We start from the raw sequence: 25,388 nt of genomic DNA, 5'->3' as shown, positions 1-25,388 counted from the left end.
TAATATTTTCAAATATCAGTTATGAACTATTTGTTATTAACTGTAATAGAAGGAGGGACATATGAAACTTTATAATACTTTAACAAGAAAAAAGGAAGAATTCATACCAGTAGTGGATGGACAGGTTAGTATATATACATGTGGACCAACAGTTTATAATTATATACATGTGGGAAATGCCAGACCTATGGTAGTATTTGATACATTAAGGAGATTTTTTCTATATAAGGGATATAATGTCAGATATATTGTAAATTTTACAGATATTGATGATAAAATAATAAATAAAGCTAATGAGGAAAATACTACATTCAAGGATATAGCAGAAAGATATATAGAGGCTTTTAAAGAGGATGCAAATGGATTAAATATATATGAAGAAAAAACTATACATCCAAGAGCCACAGAGTTTATTCAGCAAATGATTGAGTTTATAGAAGGGTTGATAGAAAAAGGTGCAGCTTATAATGTAGATGGTAATGTTTACTTTAATATAGAAAGTGCAAAAGATTATGGAAAATTATCTAAGAAAAATATTGAAGATTTAGTGAGTGGTGCAAGGGTAGAAGTTAGCGAAGAAAAAAATAATCCTATGGATTTTGCATTATGGAAGAAAGCTAAACCAGGAGAACCTTATTGGGAAAGTCCATGGGGTAAAGGAAGACCAGGATGGCATATTGAGTGTTCCGTTATGTCAAGAACATTATTGGGAGATACAATAGATATCCATGCAGGTGGTGAAGACCTTCAGTTCCCACATCATGAAAATGAAATTGCTCAATCAGAAACTTTAACTGAGAAACCATTTGCAAATTATTGGCTGCATAATGCTATGCTAAATGTAGATAATCAAAAGATGTCAAAATCTCTAGGTAACTTTTTTACTGTAAAGGATATTGCAAAGGAATTTGACTTGGAAGCCCTTAGATTCTTCTTGCTATCTGCTCACTATAGGTCGCAGATTAATTTCAGCAGAGAAGTAATGGAGCAAATGTCAAATGCTTTGGAAAGATTATATAATGGGAAGAAAAACTTAGAATATTTGCTTGAGAAAGCAGAAGATAGAGAATTAAATGAAGCAGAAAATAATTTATTAAATGATATTGAAAAGTTTGAAAAAGAATTCATTGAAAGTATGGACGATGATTTAAATACAGCAGATGCCATAGCATCAATATTTGAACTTGTTAAATTTTCAAATTCAAATTTAAATGGAAAATCATCTAAAAAATTAGTACAAAAATCTTATGATGCATTATTAGAACTATCTAATGTTCTAGGATTATTAAATAAAAAAGATGAAATTTTAGAAGATGAGATTTTAGATCTTATAGAAAAAAGAACAATGGCAAGAAAAAATAAAGATTTTAAATTAGCTGATGAGATTAGAGATACATTAAAAGAAAAAGGAATAATCTTAGAGGATACCCAAGAAGGGGTGAAGTGGAAACGTATATAAATTATGGGAGAAAATTTATTTAGAAAAATTAATACAGAATTAAATGCAGAGGATATAGCGATGTTATCTCCTCTGCAGCTTGCATATATAGGTGACGCAGTATATGAATTATTAGTTCGAACCTATCTTCTTAAAAAGGAAATATCAGTTAAAGATTTGCATAAAACAACTATTAAATATGTAAGAGCAAAATCACAAGCTGTCATTGTACATTTGCTAGAGGATATACTTAGCGAAGAAGAACAAATAATAGTTAAAAAAGGTAGAAATGCAAAGTCTAATACAATGCCTAAAAATGCAGATATGATAGATTATAAATATGCTACTGGATTTGAGGCTTTAATGGGTTATCTCTATTTGATTGGACAGGAGAATAGAATATTAGAATTATTTGAAGTAGTGTCGAACATGGAAATTAATTAGTAGAAAAGGGGATTAGAATGGCTAAGGTGGAACTTTTAAGATATACACCTGATGGAGAAAAACTAATTGCAGCAGCTGCTAGATTGTGTTATTCACCTATAGGTGTTACTGAAATAGAAAAGAATTTAAGTGAAGAGAAGGTTGAATCATTCTTATCTCTTTTAATGGATTTAAATCATGAAAGTCCTATTGAACATGTTACCTTTACTTTTGGGATAGAAGGTGTATCTCGTACACTTACTCACCAATTAGTAAGACATAGAATAGCAAGCTTTTCTCAGCAATCACAAAGATATGTAAAGCTTGAGCAATTTGAATATATTATTCCTCCAGCTATTGCAAATAATAAAAGAGCTAAGGAATTATTTGAGAATGCTATGAAACAAGACCAAAGATATTATGATGAAATATCAAATCTTCTATTTGAGGAACATTATAATAAATATATTAAAGAAGGACTTACAGATAAGGAAGCAAGAAATAAAGCGGAAAAGGCATCTATTGAGGATGCAAGATATGTTTTTCCTAATGCCTGTGAAACTAAAATAGTATGTACTATGAATACAAGATCATTACTTAATTTCTTTAGGCTGAGATGCTGCAATAGGGCTCAATGGGAAATAAGAGAACTTGCTACTTTAATGCTTAAAGAGGTAAAAAAAGTCTATCCTATATTATTTAAAAATGCTGGACCAGGATGTATAAATGGTCCCTGTCCAGAAGGGAAAATGACTTGTGGAAAGATCATAGAGGTTAGAGAAAAATTTAAATAAATTGGTTTTAAATAATTCACTATGCAAAAAATCTAAGGGAGTACTAACTTGTGCTCTTTGGGAAAGTAAAAATAATTAAGCAATGAACACAAAATTGAAAGTTATAATTTTGGTTCTTTGCTTAAGTGAATTGTTATTTATATAGTGAATTGTGCATTTGCGGAAAGGTGTGATTAAGTGGATTTTCAGTATGTTGTTGGGAGAAATCCTGTTTTAGAAATATTAAAGACAGATAGAGAAATAGAAAAGCTCTATATATTAAAAGGAGAATTACAAGGCTCCATAAATAAAATAATCGGAATAGCAAAAGATAGAAACATTGTAATACAGCAAGTAGATAAAAATAAACTTGATTCTCTATCAGAGGGTAATGCTCATCAAGGAGTAGTTGCATTAGTTACTTCTTATACTTATTCAAGTATAGAAGATATTCTTAATAGGGCAAAGGAAAGAAATCAACCTCCTTTTATTGTAATTTTAGATGGGTTGGAAGATCCTCATAATTTAGGCTCTATAATTAGAACTGCAGAATGTGCAGGAGTCCATGGAGTGATTATTCCCAAGAGGCGGTCAGCTCAGATAAATCAAACAGTATATAAAAGTTCTGCTGGTGCAGTAGAACATATGCTTGTGGCTAAGGTAAATAATATTGTAAATACAATTGAAGAATTAAAAGACAAAGGGCTGTGGGTTTATGGTGCAGATATGAATGGGGAAGACTATTATTTTAACACTTCTTTAGAAGGAGCTATAGCATTGGTAATAGGAAATGAAGGTAAAGGTTTATCGCGACTTGTAAAAGAAAAATGTGATGTATTGGTTAAAATACCAATGCTCGGTCAAATATCTTCTTTAAATGCTTCCAATGCAGCATCTATATTGATATACGAGGTAGTAAGGCAAAGCCATGGCTAAGAAAGGTAAAAAGGTTAAAGAATACCTTTTTGTTGATGGATATAATATAATTAACTCTTGGGATAGATTTAATCAGCTTAAACATGAAAATCTAGAGGACGCACGGAACCAACTTATAGAAATAATGACAGAATATAAGCATTACTCTGGAATTGAAGTAATAATTGTATTTGATGCACATTTAGTAAAAGGTAATAGTGGAGCTAAAGAGAATTATAATGGACTAAAGGTTGTATATACGAAAGAAAACGAAACTGCGGACCAATATATAGAAAAACAATTAGATGAAATTGGAAGAATAAAAAGAGTCAGGGTGGCTACATCGGATTGGATGGAACAACAGATTATTCTTGGCCGAGGAGGTACTAGGATCTCAGCTAGAGAATTAGAAGTGGAAATTTTTAATGAGAAGAAACTCATTAATCGTAAAAATACTATGGAAAATAAAAAGAATGAAATATTTTTAGGAAGATTAAGTGATGAAGCAATAGACAAATTAAATAGATTGATAGGTAAAGATTGAATAACCTTGACTAATATGTAAGTATTAAATATAATTATAGTGATAAAATTAAAGTAGATACTGGGGGGGATACTTAGTGCAACTAGAGATACATAATTACTTGGAATTATCTACATATAGAGTTATGCAAGATGAGGAAATTGTAGAGGCGGCCAAAAATGATGATGCTATTGCACTGGAATACCTAATGTACAAATACAAAAGCATCGTGAAAGGGAAGGCTAGATCTTACTATTTGATTGGAGCAGATAAAGAAGATATTATACAAGAGGGTATGATAGGACTTTATAAGGCTATTCGTGATTATGATAGGGACAAGCTGACATCCTTTAGAGCTTTTGCAGAAATCTGTATTACAAGACAAATAATTACGGCGATTAAAACCGCTACAAGACAGAAACATATACCTTTGAATTCTTATGTTTCGCTTAATAAACCTATATATGATGAGGATTCGGATAGAACATTATTAGACATTATTTCAGGATTTAGAACCCTAGATCCTGAAGAATTAATGATTAGTAGAGAAGACTTGAATTTAATGGAAAGAAAGATGGAAGAAGTTTTATCGGAATTAGAATTAGAGGTTTTGATGTCTTATGTAAATGGTATGAGTTACCAAGAAATAGCAGAAGAATTGGACAGGCATGTAAAAAGCATTGATAATGCATTACAAAGAGTCAAAAGAAAACTGGAAAAACTATTAGATGACAAAGTATAAACTTAAGCTTGACAATTTTAAGAGGAAATAGTAAAATAACTAGCAGTGAGAAAATGCCCACGTAGCTCAGGAGGTAGAGCACTTGCATGGTAAGCAAGAGGTCACCAGTTCGAGTCTGGTCGTGGGCTCCAAGATTTTTAAGCATAAGAAACACCAGGGTGAGTTTTCTTAGATATCTTCCTTGAGAGAACTGGAGAATACTAAAATTATTAATATAATTATTAAGGAGGAAAATTGAAATGGCAAAAGCAAAATTTGAAAGAACAAAACCCCATGTAAATATAGGGACAATAGGACACGTAGACCATGGTAAAACAACATTAACAGCAGCAATTACAATGGTATTAAACAAAAGATTTGGCTCAGGAGAAGCAATAAGCTATGACAACATAGATAAAGCACCAGAAGAAAGAGAAAGAGGAATAACAATTTCCACATCTCACGTAGAATATGAAACAGCAAACCGTCACTATGCACACGTAGACTGCCCAGGCCATGCTGACTATGTAAAGAACATGATAACAGGAGCAGCACAAATGGATGGAGCAATCTTAGTAGTATCAGCAGCAGATGGTCCAATGCCACAAACAAGAGAACATATTCTATTATCAAGAAACGTAGGAGTACCAAAGATAGTAGTATTCTTAAACAAACAAGACATGGTAGATGACGAAGAATTAATCGAATTAGTAGAAATGGAAGTAAGAGAATTACTATCCGAATATGATTTCGACGGAGACAATACACCAATCGTAGTAGGTTCAGCATTAAAGGCAATAGAAGAACCAGACGGACCATGGGGAGACAAAATAGTTAAACTAATGGAAGAAGTAGACGCATACGTTCCACAACCAGAAAGAGATACAGACAAACCATTCTTAATGCCAGTAGAAGACGTATTCTCAATCACAGGAAGAGGAACAGTAGCAACAGGAAGAGTAGAAAGAGGAGTAGTAAAAACAGGCGATACAGTAGAAATCGTTGGATTAGCAGAAGAAGCAAGACAAGTAGTAGTAACAGGAGTAGAAATGTTTAGAAAACTACTTGATGAAGCACAAGCAGGAGACAACATAGGAGCGCTTTTAAGAGGAGTTCAAAGAAACGAAATCGAAAGAGGCCAAGTACTAGCAAAACCAAAATCAATAAACCCACATCTAAAATTTGAGTCAGAAGTATATGTATTATCAAAAGAAGAGGGTGGAAGACATACACCATTCTTTAACGGATATAGACCACAATTCTATTTTAGAACAACAGACGTAACAGGAAATATCCAATTAGAAGAAGGCGTAGAAATGGTAATGCCAGGAGATAACGCAAAGTTTACTATAGAACTAATCACATCAATAGCTATAGAAGAAGGACTAAGATTCTCAATTCGTGAAGGTGGAAGAACAGTAGGATCTGGAGTTGTAACTAAAGTTCTTGAATAATTATGAAAGGCTAGGTCTTTTGGCCTAGTCTTTTTTCTGGATGGATTTGGAATAATCATTGACTTAAATAGGAATAATGTAATAAGTAATAGATAATTTTGTAATTAGATTTTGTAATTAGAAGGAATACTTTTTTATTGACATAAATTTTATTTTGTGATAGTTTATATTAGTAACGTTGTTAATAATGGGGTTATGTACCCGAAAACGATAGTTTAACATATATATGATGTTTGTAGGAGGTGTTTTAAAGTGAGAGATAGAATCACATTAGCTTGTACAGAGTGCAAACAGAGAAATTATAATTCATCCAAGAATAAAAAGAACAATACAGAAAGAATTGAGTTAAAAAAGTATTGTAAATTCTGCAAAACTCATACTACTCATAAAGAAACCAAATAATATTATAACAAGTAAGGATGTGAGTGTTATGACAGCACCAACTGGTACAAATGGTACAAAGAAGGCTAAAATGGGCACATATTTCAGGGGTGTTAAGGCCGAAATGAAGAAAGTAATTTGGCCTACTAAAAAAGAACTAATAAACTATACTGGGGTAGTTATAATGATTAGTGCAATTGTAGCTGTTATAGTATGGGTATTGGATCTATTGATACATGGAGGATTAAGATTTATTATTTAGTACAAGAGGGAGGGAGGAACCTAGAGGTTCCCAATTGTATGACGGATAAAAGTAGAGAACAAAGGGCTATGGATGCAAAATGGTATGTAGTCCATACTTATTCAGGTCATGAAAACAAGGTTAAAGCTAACCTTGAAAAGATGGTTGAGAATAGAGGAATGCGAGACGATATATTTGAAGTAGCGGTGCCTACGGAAGAATATATGGATAATAAGGGCGGGAAAAAAAAGCTTAAGGAAAGAAAACTTTTCCCTGGATATGTTCTTGTGAAAATGATTATTAACGATGAAGCATGGTATTTAGTCAGAAACACAAGGGGAGTTACAGGGTTTGTAGGACCGGGCTCTAAACCAGTTCCATTAACAGATGCAGAAGTTAAAGCATTAGGAGTACAAGAGACCATTTTACCAGATATAGATCTAAAGGTAAACGATGTAGTAAAAGTATGTTCAGGACCTTTTGAGAACTTTATGGGTACTGTAGATAGTATAAATATGGAAAAGAGAAAAGTTAAAGTGTTTGTTTCCATGTTTGGAAGAGAGACTCTTGTAGAATTGGATTTTGACCAAGTAGAAAAGTTATAGTTTTTTAAAGCAAATTGCTTTTTAAATATATATAATTAAGTGGGAGGGTTTATCCCGCCAAACCACAAAGGATACAAGGAGGTGGAAGTTTTATGGCAAAAAAAGTCATGGCTTTAGTTAAGTTACAAATACCAGCTGGAAAGGCTACTCCAGCACCACCTGTAGGAACTGCATTAGGACCTCATGGAGTAAATATTATGCAATTTACAAAAGAGTTTAATGCAAAAACTGCAGATCAAGCAGGAATGATAATACCAGTTGTTCTTACGGTTTATCAAGATAGATCTTTTTCTTTCATTACAAAAACACCGCCAGCTGCAGTATTGATTAAAAAGGCTGTAGGTATTGAATCAGGTTCAGCTGAGCCAAACAAGAAAAAAGTTGCTAAGATTTCTCAAGCTAAGGTTAGAGAAATTGCTGAAATAAAGATGAAAGACTTAAATGCTGCTTCTGTTGAAGCTGCTATGAGTATGGTATCAGGAACTGCAAGAAGCATGGGTATTACAGTAGAAGAATAAGAATTTAGGAAATTAGTGGGAGGAAATTCCGTTAAAACCACAAGGAGGTAAAGTTATGCCAAAAAGAGGTAAAAATTATCAAGAAAGTTTAAAAATAGTAGATAGAACAACATTTTATGATGTAGCTGATGCTATTGAATTAGTACAAAAAACAGCAAAGGCTAAATTTGATGAGACTATAGATTTATCAGTTAGACTTGGAGTAGATCCAAGACATGCTGATCAACAAGTAAGAGGTGCAGTAGTATTACCACATGGTACAGGTAAATCAAAAACTGTACTTGTTATTGCTAAGGGAGACAAAGTTAAGGAAGCTGAAGAAGCTGGAGCAGAATATGTAGGCGGAGACGAATTAGTTGCTAGAATCCAAAATGAAGGATGGCTAGATTTTGATGTAGTAGTTGCGACTCCAGATATGATGGGAGTTGTAGGCAGAATAGGTAGAATCCTTGGACCAAAAGGACTAATGCCAAATCCAAAATCAGGAACTGTAACTTTCGAAGTAGCGAAAGCTGTTAACGAAATTAAAGCTGGTAAAGTTGAATATAGAGTTGATAAAGCAAGTATTATAAACGTGCCTATTGGAAAAATATCTTTTGGAACAGAAAAAATAAGAGAAAACTTTGATACTGTTATGGATGCTATAATTAAAGCAAAACCAGCTGCATCAAAGGGTAGATATTTAAGATCAGTTGCTATATCTAGTACAATGGGTCCTGGAATTAAAATAAATGGACAAAAATTAATGGACTAATTTTATTGACAAAATTCATTATTGTTGATACAATCTTATTATTAATTAAATGGATTACCGTAGACAGTAGGTACCTAAAAGGTTTAATTTCCTACCGAGGTTGAGATTAATCTAATTCATAAAATAGAAATTAGGATCTCTCTGTGTCTACGGAGAGATCTTTATTTATTCGTCCTATTGGGAGGTGAAGTCAGTGAGAGAAGAAACCCTTAAGGCTAAAAGTCAAAATGTAGAAGAGATAAGAGAAAAAATTAGTAGAGCTCAATCCGTTGTAGTGGTTGATTATAGAGGACTTAATGTTGAACAATTAACTGAATTGAGAAGTCAATATAGAAAAGCTGGTGTTGAATATAAAGTTTATAAAAACACTATGATGAGATTTGCTTTTAAAGATTCTGGATTAGAAGAATTTAATCAATTCTTAAAAGGACCAAATGCTATTGCTTTTGGATATGAAGATCCAGTTCAAGTTGCTAAAATTACATCTGATTTTGCTAAGGAAAATGATAAACTAGAAATAAAAGCTGGTATTGTAGATGGCAAAGTTATTGATGTAAATGGTGTTAAAGATTTAGCTAGCTTACCACCAAGAGAAGTACTTGTTGCTCAAGCACTTGGTGGATTGAATGCACCAATTCAAGGATTTGCAAATGTACTTCAAGGTACAATTAGAGGTCTTGCAGTAGTACTTAATGCTATTCAAGAAAAACAAGAAGCTTAAAACAAAATTATTGTGGAGGGATATATTAAATGGCAAGTGAAAAAGTATTAAATTTAATTGAAGAGGTTAAAAATTTAACTGTATTAGAATTATCAGAATTAGTTAAAGCATTAGAAGAAGAATTCGGAGTAAGTGCAGCTGCACCAATGGCAGTAGCAGCAGCTCCAGCAGCAGGAGGAGCAGCAGCTCCAGCAGCAGAAGAAAAATCAGAATTTGATGTCGTATTAACATCAGCTGGCGGAGAAAAAATCAAAGTTATCAAAGTTGTTAGAGAAATAACTGGCTTAGGATTAAAAGAAGCTAAAGAATTAGTAGACAACGCTCCAAAGGCAATTAAAGAAGGAGCTTCTAAAGAAGAAGCTGACAGCTTCAAAGCTAAATTAGAAGAAGTTGGAGCACAAGTAGAAGTAAAATAGTTATTTAGAATTAAAAAAGGCTTTCAATATATTGAAAGCCTTTTATTATTCTAAGAATACATAAAAAAATCTTGACATAAGATTTACATTATGGTAACATAGTTAAATGCATAATAGGGAAAAATATTGTCTATTGTATAATTTTTCAAATATATGACAATATTATAATATATTTGTTTTTGAAAGTTTTACCAAAAGTATTTAATGCTTTTGGATATTTTAGTTTAATAAGGGGTGAATTGTTGATGGTACATCCTGTAACCTACGGAAAGCGTGTTAGGATGAGTTACTCACGCATTGATGAAGTGCTAGACTTACCTGACTTAATTGAGGTGCAGAAATCCTCTTACGAATGGTTTCTAAAGGAAGGTCTTAAAGAGGTTTTTGAAGATATTTCTCCTATTCAAGACTATACTGGTAATCTTATATTAGAATTTGTTGATTACCATATTGGAGAAAATATTAAATATGACGAAGATGAAGCAAGAGAAAGAGATGCTAATTATTCAGCACCACTAAAGGTAAAGGTTAGACTCATTAATAAAGAAACTGGTGAGGTAAAAGAGCAAGAAGTTTTCATGGGTGATTTACCTTTGATGACTGATAAGGGCACATTTATTATTAATGGTGCTGAGAGAGTAGTGGTTAGCCAATTGGTTAGATCTCCAGGAGTTTATTTTGTAGAAGAGATAGATAAAACTGGTAAGAGGTTATATTCTTCTACATTAATACCAAATAGAGGAGCTTGGCTAGAATATGAATCAGACTCTAATGATATTGTTTATGTCAGAGTAGATAGAACAAGAAAAGTTCCTATTACAACTTTACTTAGGGCTTTAAATCTTCAAAGTAATTCGGAAATTATTGAGGTGCTTGGTGAAACAGAACAAGTATTAAATACATTAGAGAAAGACAACACTACTAATGAAGAAGAAGCATTAATCGAGATATATAAGAGATTAAGACCTGGAGAACCACCTACAGTTGATAGTGCTAGAACTCTTATTAATAATTTATTTTTTGACCCCAAAAGATATGATTTAGCTAAGGTTGGTAGATATAAATTTAATAAAAAATTAGCCTTATATAATAGAATATATGGAAAAAGAGCAGCTAATGATATATATAATATGGAAACTGGGGAGATATTAGTGCCCCAAGGTGAAAAAATTACTAGAGATCAAGCTATAGAAATTGAAAATAGTGGCATAAATGTAGTAGATGTATTATTAGAAGATGGAAGAAAAGTAAGAGTTTTAGGAAATAATTTTGTTGATTCTAAGGTATTTGATTTGCCATTTTCACTAGAGGAAATGGGAATTAAAGAAAAAGTATACTATCCTTTAATGAAAGAATTAGTAGATACTTATGATAACATGGAAGAATTACAAGGGACTATAAGTGACAGAATGAAAGAGCTATTGCCCAAAAATATTATTGTAGATGATATTATTGCATCAATAAACTATGAGTTAAATCTATTTGATGGAATTGGCAGTACAGATGATATTGACCATTTAGGGAATAGAAGACTTAGATCAGTTGGAGAACTGTTACAAAACCAATTTAGAATAGGTTTATCTCGTATGGAAAGAGTAGTTAGAGAAAGAATGACGATACAAGATATTGATGTAGTTACACCACAAGATCTAATAAATATAAGACCTGTAGTTGCTTCAATTAAAGAATTTTTTGGTAGTAGCCAGTTATCTCAATTTATGGATCAGACAAATCCATTGGCAGAATTAACTCATAAAAGAAGAATGTCTGCATTAGGACCTGGAGGACTTAGTCGTGATAGAGCAGGCTTTGAAGTTAGAGATGTTCACAACTCACACTATGGTAGAATGTGTCCTATTGAAACCCCAGAGGGACCTAATATAGGACTTATAACTTCACTGACTACTTATGCAAGAATTAATGAATATGGTTTTATTGAATCACCATATAGAAAGATTAAAAAAGGTACTGGTAAAGTAACTGGGGAGATTCATTATTTAACTGCTGACGTAGAAGATGAATTCATAATTGCCCAATCTAATGAAAAATTAACAGAAGATGGACAAATTAAAGGCAAAAGAGTTATAGCAAGAGGTAAAAGCGGAGTTATAGATATATTCCCTACCGAGGAAGTTGATTACATGGATGTCTCGCCTAAACAGCTTGTATCTGTAGGTACAGCGATGATTCCATTCTTAGAAAACGATGATGCCAATAGAGCACTGATGGGTGCAAACATGCAAAGGCAAGCCGTACCACTTTTAAAAACAGAATCTCCAGTCATTGGTACTGGAATTGAGTATAAGGCTGCCAAAGACTCTGGAACTGTAGTTTTATCTAATCATTCTGGAGTTGTAGAAAAAGTAAGTTCAGCAGAAATAGTTATAAGAAAAGATGAAGACAATAAGTTAGAAAGATATAAATTGTTGAAGTTTAAACGTTCTAATCAAGGAACTACTATAAATCAAAGACCTATTGTATCGAAAGGTGAAAGAATCGAGAAAGGTCAAGTAATAGCAGATGGTCCAAGTACTAACTTAGGAGAAATTGCATTAGGTAAAAATATTTTAATAGCTTTTATGACATGGGAAGGCTATAACTATGAGGATGCTATTTTAATCAATGAAAAATTAGTAATGGAAGATGTTTTAACTTCAGTTCATATAGAAGAATATGAATCAGAGGCTAGAGACACTAAATTAGGCCCAGAAGAAATAACTAGAGATATTCCTAATGTAGGGGATGATATGCTAAAGGATCTAGATGAAAGAGGAATCATCAGAATAGGGGCGGAAGTAAAATCTGGAGATATATTAGTTGGTAAAGTAACTCCTAAGGGAGAAACTGAGTTAACTGCAGAGGAAAGACTTCTTAGAGCTATATTTGGTGAGAAAGCTAGAGAAGTTAGAGATACATCTCTTAGGGTTCCTCATGGTGAAGCAGGTATTATAGTGGATGTTAAAATTTTCTCTAGAGAAAATGGAGATGAATTACCACCAGGCGTTAACCAAATGATAAGAGTATATATAGCTACTAAGAGAAAGATAAATGTTGGAGATAAAATGTGCGGACGCCATGGAAATAAGGGTGTAGTTTCTAGGATAATGCCAGAGGAAGATATGCCTTATTTACCAGATGGGACACCAGTCCAAATTGTTTTAAACCCACTAGGAGTACCTTCTCGTATGAACCTAGGGCAAGTATTGGAAGTTCATCTAGGACTTGCTGCCAAGAAGTTAGGGTGGCATGTTGCTACACCAGTATTTGATGGTGCTAATGAAGAGGATATTATCCAAGCCTTAAGGGATGCAGGATATCCAGAAAATGGTAAGATCTACCTTAGAGATGGAAGAACTGGAGAAGAATTTAATAACCCAGTTACTGTAGGATATATGTATATGCTTAAGTTGCATCACCTTGTTGATGATAAAATTCACGCTAGATCAACAGGACCATATTCCCTAGTTACTCAACAGCCATTAGGAGGAAAAGCTCAATTTGGTGGGCAAAGGTTTGGAGAGATGGAGGTTTGGGCTCTTGAGGCATATGGAGCAGCTCATACCCTACAGGAAATACTAACTGTTAAGTCAGATGATATTGTAGGTAGAGTTAAGACTTACGAGGCAGTGGTGAAGGGTGAAAATATTCCTGAACCTGGTATTCCAGAATCCTTTAAAGTTTTAATAAAAGAACTTCAAAGTTTATCACTAGATATTAAGATATTAACAGAAGAAAATCAGGAAATAGAAATTCAAGAATCGGTAGATGGTGAATTATCGGATTTAGAAGCTATGGGTGAAGAATTAGCAGGAGAAAAAGTATTTTCTGATGACGAAGATGATGATACTGAAGACGATGAAAATGAAATCGTGGAAAAAACAGATAGTGCCATACCTACGGGCTTTATTTTAGAAGAAGAAGAGGAAGATATGGACATTAATATTGATCTTGACGAAGATGATTATGAAGATGCAGAAGATGATTATGATGATTTTTAAGACCTTGGGCTTTATGCCCGAGGAATTAGAAACAAAAAATTCTTTAATTTTATTATAGAAAGGAGAGAATGCTCCTTGTTTGAATTCAATACATTTGATTCAATTAAAATTGGGCTGGCTTCACCAGAGAAAATCAGACAATGGTCTAAAGGAGAAGTAAAGAAACCTGAGACAATAAATTATAGAACATTGAAACCAGAAAAAGAAGGACTTTTCTGTGAAAAAATATTTGGACCTACAAAGGATTGGGAGTGTCATTGTGGGAAATATAAGAGAGTAAGATATAAAGGTGTAGTATGTGATAGATGTGGGGTAGAAGTTACAAAGTCTAAGGTTCGTAGAGAGCGATTAGGACATATTGAATTAGCGGCTCCTGTATCTCATATATGGTATTTTAAAGGAATTCCTAGTAGAATGGGACTTTTGTTAGATATGTCACCAAGATCTTTGGAAAAAGTATTATATTTTGCATCTTATGTAGTTATAGATGGTGGAGATACTTCTCTATATGAAAAACAACTTTTGACAGAAACAGAATATAGAGAGGCTTATGAGAAATATCATAACAAATTTAAAGCTATGATGGGCGCAGAAGCGATAAAAGCGTTGTTGAAGAAAATTGACTTAGATAAAGAATCAAAGGAATTAAGACAACAATTAAAAGATGCTTCGGGCCAAAAAAAGGTAAGAATAACAAGAAGACTAGAGGTCGTAGAAGCATTTAGAAAATCAGGAAATAGACCAGAATGGATGATATTAGATGTTATCCCAGTAATACCTCCAGATCTTAGACCAATGGTACAACTAGATGGAGGAAGATTTGCGACATCAGATTTAAATGATCTATATAGAAGAGTTATAAATAGAAATAATAGACTTAAAAGGCTATTAGATTTAGGTGCGCCAGATATTATTGTTAGAAATGAGAAGAGAATGCTTCAAGAAGCAGTAGATGCTCTTATAGATAATGGTCGTAGAGGAAGACCTGTAACAGGTCCAGGTAATAGACCTTTAAAATCTCTATCAGATATGCTTAAAGGTAAGCAAGGAAGATTTAGACAAAACCTACTTGGTAAAAGGGTAGACTATTCAGGACGTTCAGTAATAGTAGTTGGTCCTGATCTAAAATTCTATCAATGTGGTATACCAAAGAAAATGGCTCTTGAGTTATTTAAACCTTTTGTAATGAAAAAATTAGTAGAAGAAGGTCATGCTCATAATATAAAATCAGCTAAAAGAATGGTTGAAAGAGTAAAACCACAGGTATGGGATGTATTAGACGCTGTAATCAAAGACCATCCAGTACTTCTAAACAGGGCTCCGACTCTTCATAGATTAGGAATACAAGCATTTGAGCCTGTTTTAGTTGAAGGAAAGGCCATTAAATTGCATCCTTTAGTATGTACAGCATATAATGCTGACTTTGATGGTGACCAAATGGCGGTACACGTACCTTTATCTACAGAAGCACAAGCGGAAGCAAGACTTTTGATGTTATCTACTAATAACATTCTTGCGCCAAAGGATGGTAAACCAATTACTACTCCTACACAAGATATGGTTTTAGGTGCTTATTACTTATCTCTTGAATCTCCTGGAGAACCTGGGGAAGGCATGATATTTAGAGATTTTGATGAAATGTTACACGCTTATTATAATGGTTCTGTAGGATTACATGCTAAGGTAAAAGTTAGAACGGGATTAGATGAATCTAATACAGGCATACTAGTTGAATCTACAGTTGGAAGATTTATATTAAATGAACATTTACCTCAAGATTTAGGATTTGTAGATAGGACTAAAGATAAATATTCATTAGAAGTTGATATGGTTGTAAATAAAAAGACATTAGGAAATATTATAGAGAAATGCTTTAGAAAACATGGAAATGCAGTTACTGCAACAGTGTTAGACCATATTAAGGAAACTGGTTTCCACTATTCAACAATAGGAGCAATATCTATTTCCATGGGAGATATATTTGTTCCAGAATCAAAACCTGAACTTTTGGCAAAAGCTCAAGAGCAAGTTGATAAATTTGAGAGGTCTTATCGTAGAGGACTTATATCAGATGATGAAAGATATGAAAAGGTTATTGAAATTTGGAATAAAACTACTGATGATTTAACTGATAGATTGATGGATGGACTAGATCCAATGAATAATATTTACATCATGTCTTTATCAGGTGCGAGAGGTAGTGTAAACCAAATTAGACAGTTGGCAGGCATGAGAGGACTTATGGCATCTGCATCTGGTAGAACCATAGAAATTCCTATTAAATCAAACTTTAGAGAAGGGCTTAGTGTATTGGAATTCTTCGTTTCAACTCACGGTTCTCGTAAGGGATTGGCAGACACGGCTCTTAGAACTGCAGACTCAGGATACTTAACTAGAAGATTAGTTGACGTAAGCCAAGATGTTATAGTTAGAGAAGTAGACTGTGGAACTGATGAATATTTATTGGTTAAACCTTTTAAAGATGGAAGAGAAGTTATTGAAGAGTTACATGATAGAATTGATGGAAGATATGCCTTTGAAGATATATTAAATCCTGAAACGGGAGAAGTTATAGTAAAGGCAAATGAAATGATTTCAGATTCTCAAGCAGAATTAATTGAAAAAGTTGGTATAACAGAAGTTAAGGTACGTTCTGTATTAGGATGTAAAGCTAAACATGGAGTATGTGCTCATTGCTATGGAAGAAACTTAGCAACAGGCGATGAAGTAAATATAGGTGAAGCTGTTGGAATTATTGCAGCTCAGTCAATCGGTGAACCGGGTACACAGCTTACAATGCGTACATTCCATACAGGAGGAGTTGCTGGAGCAGATATTACTCAGGGTTTACCTAGAGTTGAAGAATTATTTGAAGCAAGAAAACCGAAAGGACTTGCGGTAATTGCAGAAAACTCAGGAACCGTTAGTATAGAAGAAAGTAAGAGGAAAAAAGAAGTTATCATCACTTCGCCTAATGGAGAATCTATGAATTATAATATAGTTTATGGATCTAGGTTGAAAGTAAGACCTGGAGATATAGTTGAAGCAGGTGATGAACTAACAGATGGTTCTGTAAATCCTCATGATATCCTTAAAATTAAAGGAGTTCAAGGAGTTCAAAACTATTTAGTTAAGGAAGTTCAGAGAGTTTATAGGTTACAAGGTGTAGATATTAATGATAAACATATTGAAATAATTGTAAAACAAATGTTATCTAAGGTAAAAGTAGAGGATGCAGGAGATACCCATATGTTACCTGGTTCTTTGGTAAATTCTCATGAATTTGAGGAAAATAATAGAATAGCTGCTGAAGAAGAATTAGAGCCAGCAGTAGGAAGGAAAACTTTATTAGGTATTACAAAAGCTTCTCTAGCTACTGATTCATTTTTATCAGCAGCTTCATTCCAAGAAACCACTAGGGTTTTAACACAAGCTGCAATTGAAGGTAAGGAAGATTTTCTTCTAGGACTTAAAGAAAATGTTATCATTGGAAAACTTATTCCAGCAGGGACAGGAATGAAGAGATATAGAAACATTGAAGTCGTAGGAGATGAAAATATTCAAATTTTAGAAGAATTAAATGTTGACAGTGAAAATAACTGATGATAAAATGTATTAGTGTGTAAACTTAGAGAATACTCTGGATGACATAAAGATTATGTGGACTTTAGTCCACATAATCTTTAAAGTGTTTAAAGGAGGGAAGGTTTTATGCTATCAAAACTCAATGCTGACAATAAGATTGTTGGTGTCAAACAAGTAAAAAGAGCCTTGAGCTCTAAAGATGTTGAGGCAGTCTTTATAGCTAAAGATGCAGAAGATAAGGTTACAGACGAGATTAAAGACATTTGCATTAATAAACATATTCAAGTTATTTATGTTGATGATATGAAAAGTTTAGGAAATGCTTGTGGTATTGATGTTAATGCAGCAACTGCTGCGTTAGTAAAATAATATATAAAAAATAGAAGGAGGTGCCTTAATGCCAACCATTAACCAATTAATTAAAAGAGGCAGAGATAAAGTTGTTTATAAATCAAAATCTCCTGCTTTAGGAGTGAATCTAAACACTCTAAAAAAGAAGGAAACTGAAGTTAACTCACCACAAAAAAGGGGAGTATGTGTTGCTGTTAGAACAGTTACACCTAAGAAACCTAACTCAGCTTTAAGAAAGGTTGCTAGGGTAAGACTTACTAATGGTGAAGAAGTTGCAGCATATATCCCAGGAATTGGACACAACTTACAAGAACATAGTGTTGTTCTAATAAGAGGTGGAAGAGTTAAAGACCTTCCGGGTGTTAGATACCATATTGTTAGAGGTACCTTAGATGCTTCTGGCGTTGACAAAAGAATGCAAAGCAGATCTAAATATGGTGCTAAGAAGCCAAAGGCTAACAAGAAATAACAATTGCTTAAAATGCAGGATTATAATCCGTTGATATATATGCATTTTGGCGCGGTACGGCAAAATAATTTGTCGAGTACCAATGAATCGACTTTATATAGTTAAGGAGGGAAGTAAAGTGCCAAGAAAAGGACATGTACCAAAGAGAGAAGTTATGCCAGATCCTATTTATAATGATGTGGTAGTAACTAAATTAATTAATGGAATTATGTTAGATGGCAAGAAAGGAACTGCCCAAAGCATAGTTTATGGAGCTTTTGATTACATTCAAGAAAAAACTAATGAAGATGCACTAGAAGTATTCTATAAAGCTATGAACAATATCATGCCTGTACTAGAAGTAAAGGCAAGACGTATTGGGGGAGCAACTTATCAAGTGCCAATAGAAGTAAGAGCAGATAGAAGAGAAACTCTTGGTCTTAGATGGTTAGTAGACTATTCAAGAAAAAGAGGAGAAAAAACTATGGTTGAAAAATTAGCAAAAGAAATCTTAGATGCTTCAAATAGTATGGGAGCAAGTGTTAAGAAAAGAGAAGATACTCACAAGATGGCTGAAGCTAATAAAGCTTTCGCACACTACAGATGGTAATATATCGTTTTTATTGTGTGGAGGGGGACTAAGAATCAAGAAGAAGGAGGAAAAATTGTGCCAAGACAAATTTCATTGGAAAAAACTAGAAACATCGGCATAATGGCTCATATTGATGCAGGAAAAACAACCACCACAGAGAGAATTTTATTTTACACTGGTAAGATACACAAAATAGGAGAAACCCATGAGGGCGCTGCCCAAATGGATTGGATGGAACAAGAACAAGAAAGAGGAATTACAATTACATCTGCTGCAACTACATGTATGTGGAGAGAACATAGAGTTAATGTTATTGATACACCAGGACACGTGGATTTCACTGTAGAAGTAGAAAGATCATTACGCGTCCTTGATGGTGCAGTAGCTTTATTCTGCGCTAAGGGTGGAGTTGAACCTCAATCTGAAACTGTTTGGAGGCAAGCAGATAAATATCATGTACCTAGATTAGCATTTGTTAACAAAATGGATATTTTTGGAGCAGACTTCTATAGGGCAGTAGGAATGATTAAAGATAGACTTAAGGCCAATCCAGTACCTATACAATTACCAATTGGAAAAGAAGAAGGCTTTTTAGGAGTAGTTGACCTAGTTAATATGAATGCTAGAATTTACAAGGATGATCTAGGTGAAGATCTTGAAATAACAGAAATACCATCTGATATGTTAGATTTAGCCAAAGAATATAGAGAAAATTTACTTGAGAATGTAGCTGAACACGATGAAGAATTAATGATGAAGTATTTAGAGGGAGAGGAAATAACTACAGAAGAGCTTATGAGAGGTATTAGAACAGCAACTAATAAAGTAGAAATAACACCTGTTCTATGCGGTTCTTCTTATAAAAATAGGGGAGTACAGCCTCTATTAGATGCTATAGTTGATTATTTACCTTCTCCATTAGACATACCACCAATAAAAGGTATGGGATTAAATTCTGAAGAAGAGGAAGAAAGAATATCTTCAGATGATGAACCATTTTCAGCATTAGCATTTAAAATTGTATCAGATCCTTTTATAGGAAAACTTGCATATTTTAGAGTATATTCGGGTAGCCTTAAAGCTGGCAGTTATGTACAAAACACTAGCAAAGGTAAGAGAGAAAGAATTGGTAGAATATTGCTTATGCATGCTAACAAAAGAGAAGAGGTTGATGAAGTATTCGCAGGAGATATAGCAGCTGCTGTAGGATTAAAGGATACTTCTACAGGAGATACTTTATCTGATGATATACATCCAATAGTTTTAGAAACTATGGAATTCCCAGAACCGGTTATTCACGTAGCTATAGAACCAAAAACAAAGGCATCTCAAGATAAAATGGCTACTGCCTTAGCAAAGTTAGCTGAGGAAGACCCAACATTTAAAACTTATACTGATGAAGAAACAGGTCAAACAATAATCGCTGGAATGGGTGAACTTCACCTAGAGATAATTGTAGATAGACTTCTTAGAGAATTCAAGGTAGAAGCAAATGTTGGTAGTCCACAGGTAGCGTATAAAGAATCTATCCAAACTGCTGCAGAAGCAGAAGGTAAGTATGTAAGACAATCCGGTGGTCGTGGACAATACGGTCACGTAAAATTAAAAGTAGAACCTCAAGAACCGGGTTCGGGTTATGAATTCGTAAATGCTATAGTAGGAGGAGCAATACCTAAGGAATACATCAATGCTATAGATGGCGGAATTCAAGAAGCCTTGGAATCAGGTGTTATCGGAGGTTACCCAGTGTTAGATATAAAAGTTACTCTTTATGATGGATCATATCATGATGTAGACTCTTCAGAGATGGCATTTAAGATAGCTGGATCTATGGGTGTTAGAGCAGCTATTGCAAAAGCTAAACCTACATTACTTGAACCAATGATGAGGGTAGAAGTAATAGTACCAGAAGAGTATATGGGTGATGTTATAGGAGATATTAACTCTAGAAGAGGTAGAATAGAAGGAATGGAATTAAGAAGCGGTGCTCAAGTAATTAGAGGATTCGTGCCGCTATCAGAAATGTTTGGATATGCAACTGACCTTCGTTCTAATACTCAAGGTAGAGGAGTATTTTCTATGCAATTTGATCACTATGAATCAGTGCCGAATAGTATTGCAGAGAAAATTACAGGTAAGAAATAATCTATAATTAAGGAGGAAAATTGAAATGGCAAAAGCAAAATTTGAAAGAACAAAACCCCATGTAAATATAGGGACAATAGGACACGTAGACCATGGTAAAACAACATTAACAGCAGCAATTACAATGGTATTAAACAAAAGATTTGGCTCAGGAGAAGCAATAAGCTATGACAACATAGATAAAGCACCAGAAGAAAGAGAAAGAGGAATAACAATTTCCACATCTCACGTAGAATATGAAACAGCAAACCGTCACTATGCACACGTAGACTGCCCAGGCCATGCTGACTATGTAAAGAACATGATAACAGGAGCAGCACAAATGGATGGAGCAATCTTAGTAGTATCAGCAGCAGATGGTCCAATGCCACAAACAAGAGAACATATTCTATTATCAAGAAACGTAGGAGTACCAAAGATAGTAGTATTCTTAAACAAACAAGACATGGTAGATGACGAAGAATTAATCGAATTAGTAGAAATGGAAGTAAGAGAATTACTATCCGAATATGATTTCGACGGAGACAATACACCAATCGTAGTAGGTTCAGCATTAAAGGCAATAGAAGAACCAGACGGACCATGGGGAGACAAAATAGTTAAACTAATGGAAGAAGTAGACGCATACGTTCCACAACCAGAAAGAGATACAGACAAACCATTCTTAATGCCAGTAGAAGACGTATTCTCAATCACAGGAAGAGGAACAGTAGCAACAGGAAGAGTAGAAAGAGGAGTAGTAAAAACAGGCGATACAGTAGAAATCGTTGGATTAGCAGAAGAAGCAAGACAAGTAGTAGTAACAGGAGTAGAAATGTTTAGAAAACTACTTGATGAAGCACAAGCAGGAGACAACATAGGAGCGCTTTTAAGAGGAGTTCAAAGAAACGAAATCGAAAGAGGCCAAGTACTAGCAAAACCAAAATCAATAAACCCACATCTAAAATTTGAGTCAGAAGTATATGTATTATCAAAAGAAGAGGGTGGAAGACATACACCATTCTTTAACGGATATAGACCACAATTCTATTTTAGAACAACAGACGTAACAGGAAATATCCAATTAGAAGAAGGCGTAGAAATGGTAATGCCAGGAGATAACGCAAAGTTTACTATAGAACTAATCACATCAATAGCTATAGAAGAAGGACTAAGATTCTCAATTCGTGAAGGTGGAAGAACAGTAGGATCTGGAGTTGTAACTAAAGTTCTTGAATAATTTTTAAGTTTAGATATAAAGGCAGGGACCCGAAAAATGAAGGGCCCCTGCTAATCTCTAAAAATATATAAGAAAACTTAAAAAACTTAAGTTTATTTAAAAAAAAGCTTGAGTTTTCATTAGGTTTATTATAAAATGTATTAGTGTTCAATTTTAGACATTGCGATGACGCAAAAGGTGGCTGATTTTAAACAGGGAATTTTTGCTGAGAATGTCCGGTTATAAATCGGGCGACTGGGATTGCCGTTGCTTATTTAAAAAATAGCAACACACCCGGAGGTGTGTATCGGCAACGCCAAGTCGCATGTAAAAAACAGCATGCGATAGAAGGAGGGAATTAAATGTCAAACAATGGTAAACAAAAAATAAGAATTAGGTTAAAGGCTTATGATCATGAACTTTTGGATGCATCAGCTCAAAGAATAGTTGAGACTGCTAAGAGGACGGGTGCGACTGTGTCAGGTCCAGTACCTCTACCAACAGAGAAAGAAATAATCACAATACTAAGAGCAGTTCATAAGTACAAAGACTCTAGAGAGCAATTCGAGCAAAGAACTCATAAGAGATTAATCGATATCTTAAATCCTAATCAAAAGACTGTGGATTCACTTATGAAATTGAATTTACCTGCTGGAGTGGATATTGAAATTAGATCATAAGATATTTATATGATTACCTATGGTAATCCGCTGTAATATAATAGGAGGTGTAGTAATGAAAAACATAATAGGAAGAAAAATTGGAATGACTCAAATTTTCAAAGAAGATGGGTCTGTAGTTCCAGTAACAGTTGTTGAGGCTGGCCCTTTAGTTGTTGTTCAAAAGAAAACTGTTGAAATAGATGGATATAATGCAATCCAAGTTGGATTTCAAGATATAAAGGAACAAAGAATAAACAAACCTATAAAAGGTCATTTTAATAAAGGAAATGTAGCATATAAGAAATATTTGAAAGAATTTAAAGTAGAGAATCCAGATGAATATGAAATAGGTCAAGAAATAAAAGCAGATGTATTTGCTGAAGGTGACCTAATTGATGTTATTGGTATTTCAAAAGGTAAAGGAACACAAGGCGTTATAAAGAGACATGGATTTGGTAGAGGAAGAGAAACACATGGTTCTAAATTCCATAGAATGCCAGGTGGTATGTCTGCAGGTACTTACCCAGGAAGAGTATTTAAAGGCCATAGAATGATGGGCAGAATGGGAAATGAAAGAGTAACTGTACAAAACCTTGAAGTAGTTAGAGTAGATGCTGATAATAATCTAATCCTTATAAAAGGCTCAGTTCCAGGACCTAAAAAAGGAATAGTAACTATAAAAGAAACGGTTAAAAAGTAATAATTACGTCGGAAAGGAGGATGCAAAATGCCTAAGGTAAATGTTTATAACATGTTAGGAGAACAAGTAGGAGAAATTGAATTAAATGATAGTATATTTGGGATTGAAGTAAACCAACATGTAGTTTATGAAGTTGTAAAAAATCAACTTGCTAATAAAAGACAAGGAACACAATCTGTTAAAACTAGAGCAGAGGTAAGAGGCGGCGGTAGAAAACCTTGGAGACAAAAAGGTACAGGTAGAGCTCGTCAAGGTAGTATTAGAGCGCCACATTTCACAGGTGGTGGAGTTACGTTTGCACCAAAGCCAAGAGATTACAGCTACAGTGTGCCTAAAAAAGTTAAGAGACTTGCAATGAAATCTGCATTAACTTCAAAGGTTTTACAAAATGAAATAATCGTAATAGATGAAATAAACCTTGATGCTCCAAAAACTAAAGATATGGCTAATTTCTTAAATAAAATAAATGCAGATAAGAAAGCTTTAATAGTTATGGGAGAAAAGAATGCAAATGTTATAAAATCAGCAAATAACATTCCGAATGTACAAACTGCTCTTGTTAATACATTAAATGTTTATGATATATTAAAATATAATTCATTTATTATAACTAAGGATGCAGTAAGAAAAGTGGAGGAGGTGTATGCATAATGCGTAATCCACACGATATTATCATCAGACCAATAATAACTGAGAGAAGTATGGATGATATGGCATATGGCAAGTATACTTTTGTTGTTGATAAAAGAACAAATAAAGCTGAAGTAAAAAAAGCTATTGAAACTATATTTGGTGTAAAAGTTGAAAAAGTTAGTGTAATGAATATGCTTGGCAAAATAAAAAGACAAGGAATGAATTCAGGTAAGAGACCAGATTGGAAGAAAGCCATAGTGAAATTAACGGAAGATTCTAAGAGAATAGAATTCTTCGAGGGAATGGAATAGAAATTTCATAGAAGGAGGGAAAACGATGAGCGTTAGAAAATTTAAAGCAACTTCCCCTGCACTTAGACAGATGACAGTTTCTACATTTGAAGAGATAACAAAAAAAGAACCAGAAAAATCACTACTTATTAACTTAAATAGAAGTGGTGGAAGAAACTCACAAGGTAGAATAACTATTCGCCATAGGGGTGGTGGAGCTAAAAGAAAATATAGAATAATAGACTTTAAAAGAAATAAAGATGGTATACCAGGTCGTGTTGCTGCTATTGAATATGACCCAAATAGAACAGCTAATATAGCGCTTATTAATTATGTTGATGGTGAGAAAAGATATATTTTAGCCCCTCATAACTTAAAAGTTGGGGATATAATAGAATCCGGTGAAAATGCTGATATAAAAACTGGTAATGCATTGGAATTAAAAGATATTCCAGTTGGTACAAATGTTCACAATGTAGAGTTACAGCCAGGAAAAGGTGGTCAGCTTGTAAGATCTGCTGGTGCATCAGCACAATTAATGGCAAAAGAAGGAGAGTTTGCACAACTAAGACTTCCTTCAGGAGAATTTAGACTAGTTAGACTTAACTGCCGTGCAACAATTGGTCAAGTAGGAAATATATCTCATGAGCTTATTACAATAGGTAAAGCTGGTAGATCTAGACATATGGGTATTAGACCAACAGTTAGAGGTAGTGTAATGAACCCTGTAGACCATCCACATGGTGGTGGAGAAGGTAGAGCACCTATAGGTATGCCTGCACCATTAACTCCATGGGGTAAACCTGCAATGGGATTAAAGACTAGAAAGAAAAACAAGAAATCAGACAAATATATTGTAAGAAGAAGAACTAAGTAGTTAAATATCTGAAAGGAGGAGTAATC

26 protein-coding genes, 1 tRNA gene and 1 other annotated feature are annotated in these 25,388 nt (G+C 33.9%); all 27 genes read left to right on the top strand.

The window, feature by feature from the left end; translation table 11 throughout:
* Positions 1 to 61: 61 nt before the first annotated feature.
* The gene (gene cysS, locus ABWP20_RS04815) at positions 62 to 1,459 is read left to right on the top strand and encodes a cysteine--tRNA ligase (protein ID WP_353094268.1); all 1,398 of its coding nucleotides are present in this window, start codon (positions 62 to 64) and stop codon (positions 1,457 to 1,459) included.
* A 3-nt stretch (positions 1,460 to 1,462) separates the two neighbouring features.
* Entirely contained in the window at positions 1,463 to 1,882 is a 420-nt protein-coding gene (locus tag ABWP20_RS04810) for a Mini-ribonuclease 3 (protein ID WP_353094266.1), read from the top strand.
* Between the two features lie 17 nt (positions 1,883 to 1,899).
* Entirely contained in the window at positions 1,900 to 2,655 is a 756-nt protein-coding gene (thyX, locus tag ABWP20_RS04805; protein ID WP_353094264.1) for an FAD-dependent thymidylate synthase, read from the top strand.
* 177 nt (positions 2,656 to 2,832) lie between these two features.
* Entirely contained in the window at positions 2,833 to 3,570 is a 738-nt protein-coding gene (gene rlmB / locus ABWP20_RS04800) for a 23S rRNA (guanosine(2251)-2'-O)-methyltransferase RlmB (protein WP_353094262.1), read from the top strand.
* Positions 3,563 to 4,093, top strand: coding sequence for an NYN domain-containing protein (locus ABWP20_RS04795; RefSeq protein WP_353094260.1), 531 nt, complete (start codon positions 3,563 to 3,565; stop codon positions 4,091 to 4,093). Before rlmB ends, ABWP20_RS04795 begins: the two co-directional genes overlap by 8 nt.
* A gap of 76 nt (positions 4,094 to 4,169) precedes the next feature.
* Positions 4,170 to 4,814 (top strand): RNA polymerase sporulation sigma factor SigH, encoded by a 645-nt coding sequence (sigH, locus tag ABWP20_RS04790; protein WP_353094258.1) that lies wholly within the window; start codon positions 4,170 to 4,172, stop codon positions 4,812 to 4,814.
* A gap of 55 nt (positions 4,815 to 4,869) precedes the next feature.
* Positions 4,870 to 4,945, top strand: a tRNA-Thr gene (locus ABWP20_RS04785).
* A gap of 108 nt (positions 4,946 to 5,053) precedes the next feature.
* The gene (gene tuf / locus ABWP20_RS04780; RefSeq protein ID WP_353094233.1) at positions 5,054 to 6,247 is read left to right on the top strand and encodes an elongation factor Tu; all 1,194 of its coding nucleotides are present in this window, start codon (positions 5,054 to 5,056) and stop codon (positions 6,245 to 6,247) included.
* Positions 6,248 to 6,499: 252 nt separating this feature from the next.
* Complete coding sequence (rpmG, locus tag ABWP20_RS04775; protein ID WP_072978085.1) at positions 6,500 to 6,649, top strand: 50S ribosomal protein L33; 150 nt, start codon at positions 6,500 to 6,502, stop codon at positions 6,647 to 6,649.
* 28 nt (positions 6,650 to 6,677) lie between these two features.
* Positions 6,678 to 6,890, top strand: a complete 213-nt coding sequence (gene secE / locus ABWP20_RS04770; RefSeq protein WP_353094256.1) for a preprotein translocase subunit SecE — start codon at positions 6,678 to 6,680, stop codon at positions 6,888 to 6,890.
* A gap of 38 nt (positions 6,891 to 6,928) precedes the next feature.
* A complete protein-coding gene (gene nusG, locus ABWP20_RS04765; RefSeq protein ID WP_353094254.1) occupies positions 6,929 to 7,474 on the top strand; it encodes a transcription termination/antitermination protein NusG in 546 nt (181 codons plus the stop codon).
* Between the two features lie 92 nt (positions 7,475 to 7,566).
* Entirely contained in the window at positions 7,567 to 7,992 is a 426-nt protein-coding gene (rplK, locus tag ABWP20_RS04760; RefSeq protein ID WP_353094252.1) for a 50S ribosomal protein L11, read from the top strand.
* Between the two features lie 55 nt (positions 7,993 to 8,047).
* Entirely contained in the window at positions 8,048 to 8,746 is a 699-nt protein-coding gene (rplA, locus tag ABWP20_RS04755) for a 50S ribosomal protein L1 (protein WP_353094250.1), read from the top strand.
* A 39-nt stretch (positions 8,747 to 8,785) separates the two neighbouring features.
* Positions 8,786 to 8,921: a sequence feature (ribosomal protein L10 leader region), on the top strand.
* An 18-nt stretch (positions 8,922 to 8,939) separates the two neighbouring features.
* Positions 8,940 to 9,467 carry a 50S ribosomal protein L10 gene (rplJ, locus tag ABWP20_RS04750; protein ID WP_353094248.1) on the top strand — a complete coding sequence of 176 codons (528 nt, stop codon included), beginning with the start codon at positions 8,940 to 8,942 and terminating at the stop codon, positions 9,465 to 9,467.
* 29 nt (positions 9,468 to 9,496) lie between these two features.
* Complete coding sequence (gene rplL, locus ABWP20_RS04745) at positions 9,497 to 9,883, top strand: 50S ribosomal protein L7/L12 (protein WP_353094246.1); 387 nt, start codon at positions 9,497 to 9,499, stop codon at positions 9,881 to 9,883.
* 245 nt (positions 9,884 to 10,128) lie between these two features.
* The gene (gene rpoB, locus ABWP20_RS04740) at positions 10,129 to 13,881 is read left to right on the top strand and encodes a DNA-directed RNA polymerase subunit beta (RefSeq protein ID WP_353094244.1); all 3,753 of its coding nucleotides are present in this window, start codon (positions 10,129 to 10,131) and stop codon (positions 13,879 to 13,881) included.
* Positions 13,882 to 13,956: 75 nt separating this feature from the next.
* Positions 13,957 to 17,484, top strand: coding sequence for a DNA-directed RNA polymerase subunit beta' (gene rpoC / locus ABWP20_RS04735; RefSeq protein ID WP_353094242.1), 3,528 nt, complete (start codon positions 13,957 to 13,959; stop codon positions 17,482 to 17,484).
* A gap of 108 nt (positions 17,485 to 17,592) precedes the next feature.
* Positions 17,593 to 17,835 (top strand): ribosomal L7Ae/L30e/S12e/Gadd45 family protein, encoded by a 243-nt coding sequence (locus ABWP20_RS04730; protein ID WP_353094241.1) that lies wholly within the window; start codon positions 17,593 to 17,595, stop codon positions 17,833 to 17,835.
* A gap of 28 nt (positions 17,836 to 17,863) precedes the next feature.
* Positions 17,864 to 18,286: a 30S ribosomal protein S12 gene (gene rpsL / locus ABWP20_RS04725; protein ID WP_353094239.1), complete on the top strand. Its 423-nt coding sequence runs from the start codon at positions 17,864 to 17,866 to the stop codon at positions 18,284 to 18,286.
* 118 nt (positions 18,287 to 18,404) lie between these two features.
* Complete coding sequence (rpsG, locus tag ABWP20_RS04720; RefSeq protein WP_353094237.1) at positions 18,405 to 18,875, top strand: 30S ribosomal protein S7; 471 nt, start codon at positions 18,405 to 18,407, stop codon at positions 18,873 to 18,875.
* 57 nt (positions 18,876 to 18,932) lie between these two features.
* Positions 18,933 to 21,002, top strand: coding sequence for an elongation factor G (gene fusA / locus ABWP20_RS04715; RefSeq protein WP_353094235.1), 2,070 nt, complete (start codon positions 18,933 to 18,935; stop codon positions 21,000 to 21,002).
* A gap of 25 nt (positions 21,003 to 21,027) precedes the next feature.
* The gene (tuf, locus tag ABWP20_RS04710) at positions 21,028 to 22,221 is read left to right on the top strand and encodes an elongation factor Tu (protein WP_353094233.1); all 1,194 of its coding nucleotides are present in this window, start codon (positions 21,028 to 21,030) and stop codon (positions 22,219 to 22,221) included.
* A 341-nt stretch (positions 22,222 to 22,562) separates the two neighbouring features.
* Complete coding sequence (gene rpsJ, locus ABWP20_RS04705; protein WP_072976851.1) at positions 22,563 to 22,880, top strand: 30S ribosomal protein S10; 318 nt, start codon at positions 22,563 to 22,565, stop codon at positions 22,878 to 22,880.
* Positions 22,881 to 22,935: 55 nt separating this feature from the next.
* Positions 22,936 to 23,562 carry a 50S ribosomal protein L3 gene (gene rplC, locus ABWP20_RS04700; protein ID WP_353094231.1) on the top strand — a complete coding sequence of 209 codons (627 nt, stop codon included), beginning with the start codon at positions 22,936 to 22,938 and terminating at the stop codon, positions 23,560 to 23,562.
* A 27-nt stretch (positions 23,563 to 23,589) separates the two neighbouring features.
* Positions 23,590 to 24,213: a 50S ribosomal protein L4 gene (gene rplD / locus ABWP20_RS04695; protein ID WP_353094229.1), complete on the top strand. Its 624-nt coding sequence runs from the start codon at positions 23,590 to 23,592 to the stop codon at positions 24,211 to 24,213.
* A complete protein-coding gene (gene rplW / locus ABWP20_RS04690; RefSeq protein ID WP_353094227.1) occupies positions 24,213 to 24,506 on the top strand; it encodes a 50S ribosomal protein L23 in 294 nt (97 codons plus the stop codon). Before rplD ends, rplW begins: the two co-directional genes overlap by 1 nt.
* A 25-nt stretch (positions 24,507 to 24,531) precedes the next feature.
* The gene (gene rplB / locus ABWP20_RS04685; protein ID WP_353094225.1) at positions 24,532 to 25,362 is read left to right on the top strand and encodes a 50S ribosomal protein L2; all 831 of its coding nucleotides are present in this window, start codon (positions 24,532 to 24,534) and stop codon (positions 25,360 to 25,362) included.
* Positions 25,363 to 25,388: the final 26 nt, after the last annotated feature.

The sequence above is a fragment of the Tissierella praeacuta genome, from assembly GCF_040396155.1.
Classification (GTDB): Bacteria; Bacillota; Clostridia; order Tissierellales; family Tissierellaceae; genus Tissierella; species Tissierella praeacuta_A.
The sequence above is the reverse complement of the archived record's forward strand: the minus strand, read 5'-3'. Positions and strand labels throughout refer to the sequence as shown.